Annotated in this window: 9 protein-coding genes and 1 pseudogene; 7 read left to right on the forward strand and 3 right to left on the reverse strand. The window is 58.2% G+C overall.

Annotation, left to right across the window (positions count from 1 at the left end; translation table 11 throughout):
• Window positions 1–189: 189 nt before the first annotated feature.
• The 7 genes and pseudogenes from FLG15_RS00085 (at window position 190) to FLG15_RS00115 (ending at window position 6,979) form a co-directional block, all read left to right on the forward strand.
• Window positions 190–1,356 (forward strand): HDOD domain-containing protein, encoded by a 1,167-nt coding sequence (locus FLG15_RS00085; protein WP_057678673.1) that lies wholly within the window; start codon window positions 190–192, stop codon window positions 1,354–1,356.
• A 242-nt stretch (window positions 1,357–1,598) separates the two neighbouring features.
• Window positions 1,599–1,787, forward strand: coding sequence for a CsbD family protein (locus FLG15_RS00090; protein ID WP_057687046.1), 189 nt, complete (start codon window positions 1,599–1,601; stop codon window positions 1,785–1,787).
• Window positions 1,788–2,022: 235 nt separating this feature from the next.
• Window positions 2,023–2,427 carry a hypothetical protein gene (locus tag FLG15_RS00095; RefSeq protein WP_244664201.1) on the forward strand — a complete coding sequence of 135 codons (405 nt, stop codon included), beginning with the start codon at window positions 2,023–2,025 and terminating at the stop codon, window positions 2,425–2,427.
• Window positions 2,428–2,832: 405 nt separating this feature from the next.
• Window positions 2,833–3,363, forward strand: a complete 531-nt coding sequence (locus FLG15_RS00100) for a hypothetical protein (protein WP_237377069.1) — start codon at window positions 2,833–2,835, stop codon at window positions 3,361–3,363.
• Between the two features lie 255 nt (window positions 3,364–3,618).
• Entirely contained in the window at window positions 3,619–4,122 is a 504-nt protein-coding gene (locus FLG15_RS00105) for a hypothetical protein (protein WP_237377091.1), read from the forward strand.
• A 292-nt stretch (window positions 4,123–4,414) separates the two neighbouring features.
• Window positions 4,415–5,062 carry a hypothetical protein gene (locus tag FLG15_RS00110; protein ID WP_081022956.1) on the forward strand — a complete coding sequence of 216 codons (648 nt, stop codon included), beginning with the start codon at window positions 4,415–4,417 and terminating at the stop codon, window positions 5,060–5,062.
• Window positions 5,063–5,081: 19 nt separating this feature from the next.
• Window positions 5,082–6,979 (forward strand): annotated as a pseudogene (locus tag FLG15_RS00115) (XVIPCD domain-containing protein).
• A 164-nt stretch (window positions 6,980–7,143) separates the two neighbouring features.
• Here the strand turns inward: FLG15_RS00115 and FLG15_RS00120 are convergent.
• The 3 genes from FLG15_RS00120 to FLG15_RS00130 form a co-directional block, all read right to left on the reverse strand.
• A protein-coding gene (locus tag FLG15_RS00120; RefSeq protein WP_370512609.1) for an IS3 family transposase occupies window positions 7,144–8,258 on the reverse strand; the annotation gives its coding sequence in 2 pieces (ribosomal slippage) (window positions 7,144–8,006 and window positions 8,006–8,258; 1,116 coding nt in all).
• Window positions 8,259–8,488: 230 nt separating this feature from the next.
• Window positions 8,489–9,103: a hemagglutinin repeat-containing protein gene (locus tag FLG15_RS00125; protein ID WP_280514387.1), complete on the reverse strand. Its 615-nt coding sequence runs from the start codon at window positions 9,101–9,103 to the stop codon at window positions 8,489–8,491.
• 92 nt (window positions 9,104–9,195) lie between these two features.
• The gene (locus tag FLG15_RS00130; RefSeq protein ID WP_139791009.1) at window positions 9,196–9,570 is read right to left on the reverse strand and encodes a hypothetical protein; all 375 of its coding nucleotides are present in this window, start codon (window positions 9,568–9,570) and stop codon (window positions 9,196–9,198) included.
• Between the last annotated feature and the right edge of the window lies 1 nt (window position 9,571).

Here is a 9,571-nt window from a genome sequence, read left to right on the forward strand (position 1 = left end):
TGCTTCGGCACCGGCTGCTGACTGCCGTACGCAATGCGTTGCGTGAGCGGCGACGACGCGATGGTGGCCTTGCTGCATGTGCGCGCCGGCCTGCCGATCGGCCCCGCGGCAATGCCCAGCGACACACGCTCGCATTGCCGCCGCGACCGGCTTCGCGGATAGTCGCCGCACTGATCAGACGATTTTTCCATGATGCTTGTCACTGTGTTGCTGCTCGCCGCCGGACTGCTAGGTGCCGTTGTGCTCGTCGGAGGTCTGTGGTGGTGGCTGGCGCGACACCGCGACGCCAATGCCGATGACATCGCGCCGTCGGCCGGGAATGTGCCCACAGCACCAGCGTCGCCCTCGCCCATTGCACCGGAACCATCGCCCGCCGCGCCGCTGCAGCAGCCCGTGCCGCCGCCCGTTGCGCAGATGTTGCAGATCGAACCGCCACCGATGCGCCCGCTGCTGCGGCGCATGTACGCGGCGGTGATGGCCACGCCATCGCTGGCCGAGGGCACGCTGCCCGCCGACCCCGCCCAGGCCGAGGTGCTGGCCGCCGTCGCCGCCGCGCTCGAACATGTCGACCTGCGCCCGCAATTGCTGCCGCGTCGCCCGCACCTGCTGCCGCAGCTGATGCGTGCGGTGAACGACCCCGACGCCTCCGGCCGCGGCATCGCCGCAATCATCGCGCAGGACCCCGCGCTGGCAGCCAACCTGCTGCGCATCGCCAACAGCGCGCTGTACCGCCCGCAAGGCGGCCCGCTGGAAAGCCTGGAGCGCGCGGTCGTGCATATCGGCACCGAAGGCGTGCGCCAGATCGTCGCTGCGGCCGTCATGCAGCCGGTGCTGAGCCTGGATGGCGGGCTTTACTCGCGCCTGCCTGCCGCCGTGTGGGATTACGCCTTGCGCACCGCGGCCGCCGCGGCCGCCTATCTGCGCGAACGCGGCGGCGACACCTTGTCCGGTCAACTTGCCGGCCTGTTGCAGGGCCTGGGTGCGGTGGTGATCCTGCGCGTATTGCGCGACACCTATGCCGAACGCCCCGCCGTGCCCTACAGCCTGGAAGTGGCCGCCGCCCTGGTCGAGCGCCACACCGCCGCCGTGGCCAAGACCATTGCCACCGCCTGGGAACTGCCGCCACAGCTCGGCACCGCGCTGGACGAACAGCGCCCCGAACACGACACCAGCTTGCTCGCCACCCCGCTCGGCCTGGCATTGCGCTACGGCCGCCTCGCCGCCGCGCTGGCCATGCTCGCCCGCCACGGCGCCGAGCACGAAGACCGCGCGCTCGGCATCCTGTCCACCCTGGAACCGGACAGCCAGGCCAACGCCGCCCTGTGGCAGCGGCTGGTGGCGGCGAGCGTGGAGTGAGTTGCTGCGATGCAACGGCCCTTGCGTTACCGCAGCATCCAGCGCCAATCGGCCGATGACCATGTCCACTGGGCGCGTTTGTAAATTCCGCTCAGCCATGGCCTGCCAGCTGCAAGCGGCTGGCACGAATGCATTCACGGGTTGAGTGCATTCGCAACTGGGGCATCCAGGCGCAAGCGCACATCATGCTCACACCGCCACGCACAGACTGGCCCGGTTCCCCAAACGATGAGAGACATCCCATGGATAAGAACCGTATCGAAGGCGCCGCCAAGCAGGTCAAGGGCTCGGTCAAGGAAGCCGTCGGCCATGTCACCGGCGACAAGAGCACCGAACTGGAAGGCGCCGCCGAAAAGAATGTCGGCAAGGTGCAGCGCAAGGCCGGCGAAGTGGCCGATGACGTGCGCGACGCGGTCAAATCGACCAAGTAAGTTGGTTGCATGATCGGTAGGCGGATGCCTGCAACGTTATAAACCGCATCAGGACTATGCGTCGCGTACATCGCAGTGAAGTAGCGCAAGCAGCACTCCATCACCAACGCCCTGCCTTGGTCGGGGCGTTGGCGTTTTGGAACACGGCTCTGACGCCGTATCGCACGTATGGAACAGCAGGCTGGCGTGCATTCCGAACTGGGTCTGCAGGTGGGTATGCAGATTAGCGAGCGCCTTGCCAGCACCGGACCTATCGGGGCCACTCACTGATGGCAGCGCCTGGCGTGACGGCTGCGAGACGGAAGGCAACCATCTCATCACCCGCGGCGGCAGCTTCGCTGCCTCACGCCAGGTGCTCCACAGTGCAGCACGCGGCAATGCGAGCCGCACCAATGCCAGCAGCCTGGACGAAGGCTTCCGCATTGCTGAATACCTCGGCACCTGCACCGCAAGTCCATGTAACGATGCAGATGCAGATTCGTGGCGGCGCTGGAAGCGGCGCGGCGGCGTGAGCGCGAACGACGTGCGGGAGAGACAATGCGGTGAGTGGGGTCGGCGCGTTTTCGGGCATCGGTCGGTGCAAAGGCTAGCGATTGAAGGCGATTTTTTAGGTCTCGTGGTTGTTGACAACATGGGTTAGTAAAACTAACGTCGCTGGCGTTAGAGTATCTTCCGGCATTTCGGTAATGGAAGACCGGCAGAAAGTGGCAGGCAGTGTGCAACAAGCACGGTCGCTGCTCAGATCATCAGGATCCCAATCCTAGGCCGCGGCGTTATTTAGAAATTGAGATGGTATGTGTGACACCGGCCTGGCACTGCGTCGCGTTGTTTTTGGATAGCAGTGACACAATCGAATACCTACGCCCAGATGACCCTGAGTCTGACATCGCTGAAGTACGATGGTCTGCCTACATGCACGCATCGATTATAAGACCCAGCAAGGTTGCAATATTCTCGGCTGCCATTCTCTGCGTAACTTCGCTATGTGCATGCGCACGTGCGCCTGGCAACCCAATTTCGCCACTTCCGAAGGAAGCCGCGCGCAATGACAACACCTGCTACTTCAATGGTCAACCCTACGCTTAGCGCTGGTGAGATTGGCGAAAGATTTCTGAAACTGCTTGGAGGTTTGGAATCCAGGAAAGATCTGACAGTCGATCGGGTCCGCGAAGTCACTGGCATTTCTCTGAAGAAAGTTTCCTTCCCCTCTGAGGGTCTTGAATCGTATATCCACGGCCAGGCGCTTACTAACGGCTGGAGCTACTTATTGGAGCTTACTCCCGAGTCTCGTGCTCTCAAACAGGGCATTGGCCTGTCTTTTGTCAACGAAGACAAAGGATCTTCAAGTCTTCAAGGTAACTGCGTCGACTTTGAGAAATACAAAGGTTCGCTTGTTGAGATAGGATTTGTGGATTCGCCCGTGCATGGTGAAATTGGCCAATTACAAAGCTGGCGGTTTGCCAAGTTGGCGAACGACAGAAGCGGAAACGATATTGTGATCTCGCTTGTCCCCCAAAATGAAGTGCCTGGTTCTCCCGGCAGGCTATGTGTCAAATCAGTTGGAACATTGAACTAACCAAGGACGGAAGCTGATGGCAGCGCCTAGCCCGCGACTCGAAGCAGCTCTCGCCAACTATGCTGCATCATGAATCCAGGCGTGTATGCTGCGTCTGTCACCTCTTAGGATCTGCTAATGCGCTTCTCTCGAGCCTTACTCTTCCTAGTTGCACTCTGTGCACCCGTACTGAGTGCTTGTGCCCATAGACCACTGAAGCCGCTTCCGAAGGAGCATGCTGACATGACTTTGCCAGAGGCTGTCACCGGCGACTAAATTACCCTTAGCGCCGAAGAAATCGGCGAGCGCTTTTTGAAGCTGATCGAGAGCCTTGATTCCCGAGATGACCTGGGTCCCGAGCGTATCCGGGAGAAGATTGGAATCACACTAAAGCAGCCAGAGCAGGGACGACTTTCGGTTGGCTACTGGAGCAACGACCTAGGGGACGGATGGCGGTACGCCTTTACCTACATGCCGGAATCGGCTTCTCTTTTAAAAGGCGTCGGGTTGACGTTTCAAAACAGCGTGGATGACTTTGGAAACATGTCTGCCATATGCAAGCTGGATTTTGAATACTACGATCGCAAGCTTAAAGAGATGGGCTTTAACGCGTCTCCTACCTATGGCCCGATTGGGCAGTTGGAGGATTGGCGCTATACAAAACTTGCGAAGAATGGGATTGGAAGGAACATCGTGATCTCCATCATTCCGCAGAATCTTGTGTCCGGTGAGCAGAAGCGCCTGTGTGTCAAATCGATCGGCACATTAAACGGACGCTAATTTTTTCGGGAGGTAGGACATGGCTAGGCCAAGCCCGCAACTGGAAGCTGCACTTTTACGTTTTTCTGCAAACTACGGCGTAAGCAACGACCAAGCCGCCCAGCTCAGCAATGCGATCAGAGCGCGCCAAATTGCTTGATCAGCTTGATCAGCAGGACTCAGGCGTGGCGACCGAGTCATAGTTCTCACCGCCAGATTTTTATACGCGGATGCACTGCTAACCACCGCGCCGACTAAGATAAGATGCGCTCTGGCAACTTTCGATTAACCGCTCATACTAATGGGATTTTGGATGCGCGCCCCCCGAACTTTTTTGCTTTTACTCACAGGCTTTTATGGCCTAACACTTTTTGGCTGTGCAAATACTGCAGCCAAGTCACTTGCCCCCCCTACCAAGGACACCGCAGCGATGAAAGGACCCGAGGTGCATGCAGCCAGCAAGCTTACGATTAGCGCAGATGAAATCGGCAAGCGATTCCTCAAACTAATTTCTGGGCTTGAATCGCGCCAAGACATAACTCCTGCCAGGATTCAGGAAATTATGGGATTCCCAGTTTCAGTTGCGCCTGGCGCTTTGGGTGCGGTGGTATGGAGCGAAGACCTAGGTGGTGGCTGGCGCTACTCTTTCGACTACATTCCAGAATCTCCCTCCCTACTTGCTGGCGTCGGGCTTGCATTCGAACATCAGACGAATCAATTTTCTGACATGAAAGAGGTGTGCCACCTCGACTTCAATTATTATGACAGTGCTCTAAAAAATATGGGATTTGTTGCTTCTCCCACGTATGGCCCTATAGGTCAGCTCGAAAATTGGCGCTACGTGAAATTTGCGAAGAATAATTCGGGTGGTGACATTGTCATCTCTGTCATACCTCAGAGTGTTGCTGCCGGATCTGAAGGAGTTTGTGTCAAGTCAATCACCACCTTGAATGGTCGATAACACGCTAGGAGTTATTTTTATGGCCAGTCACAGTCCTCAGCTGGAGGCCGTGCTTTCTCGATTTGCTGCACAACCTGGTGTTAGCGCCGGCAGTTCGGCGCAGCTACGCGATGCACTCAGGGATGATCCTGATTTGGCAAAGCATTTAGATCTTCAGGCACAGGCAGGCCAGCTGCGTGATTTCGTGGTGCAGCCCCCTGGTGGCAATTCGCCGAACCTGGTGGGCACCTACGATATCCAAACCGGGGTCGTCGCCCTGCCTGCAGCCAGTCTCCGGCCGACTGGAACAATGGCGACTTCGGACTTAAAAGCCGTTTTGCAGGTTCAGCAAATGTCTGTGGCATTTGCCCACAGCACCTATCAGGATGCAACACGTAACACCTATCCCGTAACGCAAGACATGCTTGATAATCTGCAATCGAGTATCAATAGGTCTCCTTTCCTAGCGGAAGAGATCAAAAGATCGGCCACGACGATCGATACATCAGATGCACGCAATCCTCAGAAAGCAAATCTCGAAGGCTTCGGATTCGTTGGCCCTGGTGTTGCCGCAGGTGGAACATATGACGGCAATCGAAAAGTCATGAATTTGCCACCGCTCGGCTTGCAATCTTCTTCGGCCGCAAATCCGTCGGGAAGGTTCAATCCACAAGACATGACGTTTGTTCTTGGTCACCAAATTCAGCATAGTTTCAACCATGCGTCAAAGAATCAGGCAACCGCGAAGTTCCTAGCTCAAGTAGAAATCCAGTCGAAGGTGAAAGGGCCGGTTCACGATTACACAGCTGAGCTTAGAGATTACATTCAAGCAGGACGTGAGGACGAAGCCAAGGCCGAGATTGCAGGGTGGAACGCCTTATTGAGTCGAGAGAAGCAGGCAAACCCTGCTGCCAACGGCCTGGATGTGATGCTTGCCACCAAGCTCGATAGGACACTTGATTTCGTTGAGCAGGATAAGACGTCTAGTTCCTTGAAGGCACTGCCTAAGCCTGGACTTTCCTTTAATCAAGACGGCACTCTCTCCCAATCGGCTGGCAACATCGCCGCGATGGGCCAGCACTACTTTGACCGGCCGTCTCAACTCTACGCGCAACCCGGCCAGCGCCCGGTACACCTCGGCGAGCACCGCAACCAAGCCGGCCAGCTGCAGCCCACTGCGGATTACACCAATTACTACGGCACGTGGGCCGTCGAGCAGATCCTGCAGGCCGAAGATCGTGCAAACGTGGTGTATCAAGGCGCCCGGCCGCAGGTAGCCATCGATATGGCAGCGCTGGGGCTCAACGAACGTCTGATCGAGAACGAAGGGCTGGCCGAGGCGTCAACAAGTCACCGTTTCCGTATCAGGACACAAGTACCAGGCCACCCACGCTGCATCATTTCGACCATACACAGGATGGAAGCGTGAATCCCGCGCACGACCATACCTATGTCCCGGTTGTGCCCAGTGCGCCTGCTGCAACAGGTTCGCGCGGGCCGGATGATCCTGCGCACCCGGATCACCGCATGCTGGAGCAGATTCGCAGTGGTGTACGCAAGATCGACGAAAGCGTGGGCAAGCCGTACGACGAGGTGAGTGAGCGCGTCAGCCGCAGCCTGCTGGCCGTGTGCAAAGACAACCGCGAGGACTACCCGGCTGCGGGGGATCGCTCGCTGGCAGACAATGCGTTGAGCCGCGTGGACCACGTTGTGATGGGCAAGACCGGCAACGTGTTCGCCGTAGAGGGGCGATTGGATGACCCTGCGCACAAGCGGGTGCACGTGGAGATCGACCAGGCGATCCGCACGCCGGTAGAACAGTCGGACCAGAAACTCTTGGCGGCCAACCAAGCCATTGCGCAGGAAAGGGCGCTGGCGCAGCAGCAAGAGCTGGCGCGTGGAATGAACGAGCCTAGCCAGGGCGTGCTGTCCCGCTAGATCGCACGCTTGCGGAGCGCTACGACACCATCGGAGCCGGATGACGGTCTGCGTTGCATCACCTCACACCGCTTGATACGCGCCCAACACGCAGTAGGCATGTGTTAGTTGCGCACCGGCGCAGGGCGAGCGCTGTAACTTGACCCTAGCCGTAAGCTCCCCCGTCAAGCAGACAGTCCAAAAGTAGACCTTCTGGCGTGTTGGTTGCGGTACTCGGTCGGCGTTAGGCCGCCGAGCGCGTCATGGGGCCGCTGTTCGTTGTAATCGATCATCCACCAATGGGTAGCTTCGCGGATATCGTCGAGGCGGGTGAAGAGGTGCTGGTCGAGCACTTCTTCCCGGAAGGTGCGGTTGAAACGTTCGATGAAGGCGTTCTGGTTCGGCTTGCCGGGCTGGATGTACTGGATCGCCACGCCATTGACCTTCAGCCAGCTGGTAAATGCGTCGCCCAGAAACTCTGGTCCGTTGTCGGAACGCACGACCTGCGGCAGGCCATGATCGTGCTTGATCTGCTCGAACACGCGCACCAGACGATGCGAGTTGATCGACGTATCCACCTCGATGTGGAGCACCTCGCGGTTGAAGTCGTCGACCACGTTGAAGGTGCGGAAGCGTCGGCCGCACGCCAGAGCGTCGCTCATGAAGTCGACCGACCAGACGGTATCAGGCAACCTTGGGACATACAGCGCGACACGCTCGCGCTTGGGAAGCCGCCGCTTCGCAGCGCGGCGCAGGTTGAGCCGCATGGCCTTGTACACGCGATAGATTCGCTTCGGGTTCCAGTCAGGTCGCGTCCTGCGCAGTACGTCGCTGCATTTCCAAAAGCCGCGACTGGGGCGGTCTTCGACGACACGTGCGATCGCCGCGATCAACTCGGCATCGCGTACTGTCCAGTCGAGCGGTGGCGCATACCACGCCGCACGTGCAAGCCCGACGCATGCACAGGACCGACGCAGCGGCCGCGCGTGTACCTCGATCAGGTACCGCACGGCCTCGCGCTTGCGCGCCGGCCCTAGAGTTTTTTTGCGATGAGATCCTTCATGGCCGCATTGTCGAGCGCCAACTCGGCGTACATCCGCTTGAGCTTGGCGTTCTCCGACTCAAGCTCCTTGACCCGCCGCAGCTCCGAAGCCTCCAGGCCTCCGTACTTACTCTTCCACTGGTAGTACGTCGCTGTGCTGATACCAACCTGGCGACAGATGTCCTTGACCGGCACGCCGGCGTCGGCCTGCTTGAGCGTCGCGACGATCTGCGTCTCGGTGAACTTTGAGGTGCGCATAGAACCTCCTGGCTGAGGTAACGATGCCAGAAATATCCACTTATGCGGTGTCTGTCAGGCTGGGGAGCTTACGAAGTGAGCTGCGTGTGATGTGGTTGCCTTGAGGCAGGCCATATAGCGATCAGTGAAAAACCAGCTCAAGATGCCACTGGTGGTGAGCGAGTCTGGCTGCCGCTCTTGCTGGATAAGCCCGCACTTGCACCTTGCGCACCGCTGCCCTGGCTCTGCCATCACCAGCTGCTGCCCTGGTTGGTCATGGGCTCCAGTTGGGTGTCGGTCTTCGCGCCGTCCTTGCGGTCGCTGCCACCGGCAGCGTAGCCGCCCGAGAGACTGATGCCCTTGGCCTCATAGTTGCTGGTGTTGGTGATGTCGCTCACCGTCAGCGTGCCGGTCTGCAGACGATTGGCGCCGGCATCCAGCGCCGCCCGGGTGCTGGCGATCACGCCACCCTTCAGGTCGGTGTTGCCGCCTACGCGGATGTTGAAGCCGCCGTTGCCGGCCTGGATCCCGCTTTGCTCGGTGACGCTGGCGAAGTCACCGTTGACCTTGTTGCTGCTGTAGCTGGCGCTGGCACTGAAGCCCACCCCGAAGGTTACGCTGCCGCCCACCGCCTTGTCCTTGCTGGCGTAGGTGCTGGTGTCCTGCACGCTCTCGATGTTGAGATCGCCGCCGATGTCAGCCAGCACGGTGTTGGCCGAGAGCATCGCGCCTTTCAGGTTGGTGTCGTTGCCGCTGATGAGGGTGGCGGTATTGCCGGCCGACAGGTGGCTGCTGCGCTGGGTGGCATCGGTGCCATCGGCCTTAGGATTCCGAGCACCGGCTGCGCCCCCCTGGCGGCTGCGCAGTAGTTTTGTTAGCCGCTCTTATTCCCTTGCCACTTCAAAATTACAAATTTTCATGATGGCTAGGGGCGAATATCTAGAAGAATTTGATTAGATCACCATTCTTTTAAAATCTGCATCTGTGCGTCATTACGGAGTATGTACACATCCTCGTACTGAAAAGAAAGCACGAAATTACAAGAATTAATGTCATTAAGTAATCTAAGAAAGCTTTCGATATCTTCGCGAGTCTCGTTTAGAGAATCCGCCCTGCAATGGAAACTTCCAGTAATTCCCACTAGCCATTGCAAATCCAGCCCTTCAGCAGCTATAGGTTCAGGCGTATCATTGCAACGGAAAATAAACCGAGAATTCGATCTATCGAAATTCCCAAATATAACTCCATCCTTCCGTTGGTAACTATTTTTTAGTTTATCGAGAAGAAGGCTTACGTCATCTAGACTAATCCCGCTTTCAATTTCAAGGATCATG

The organism is Xanthomonas phaseoli pv. dieffenbachiae (genome assembly GCF_008639345.1).
In the GTDB taxonomy this organism is placed as follows: domain Bacteria; phylum Pseudomonadota; class Gammaproteobacteria; order Xanthomonadales; family Xanthomonadaceae; genus Xanthomonas; species Xanthomonas phaseoli.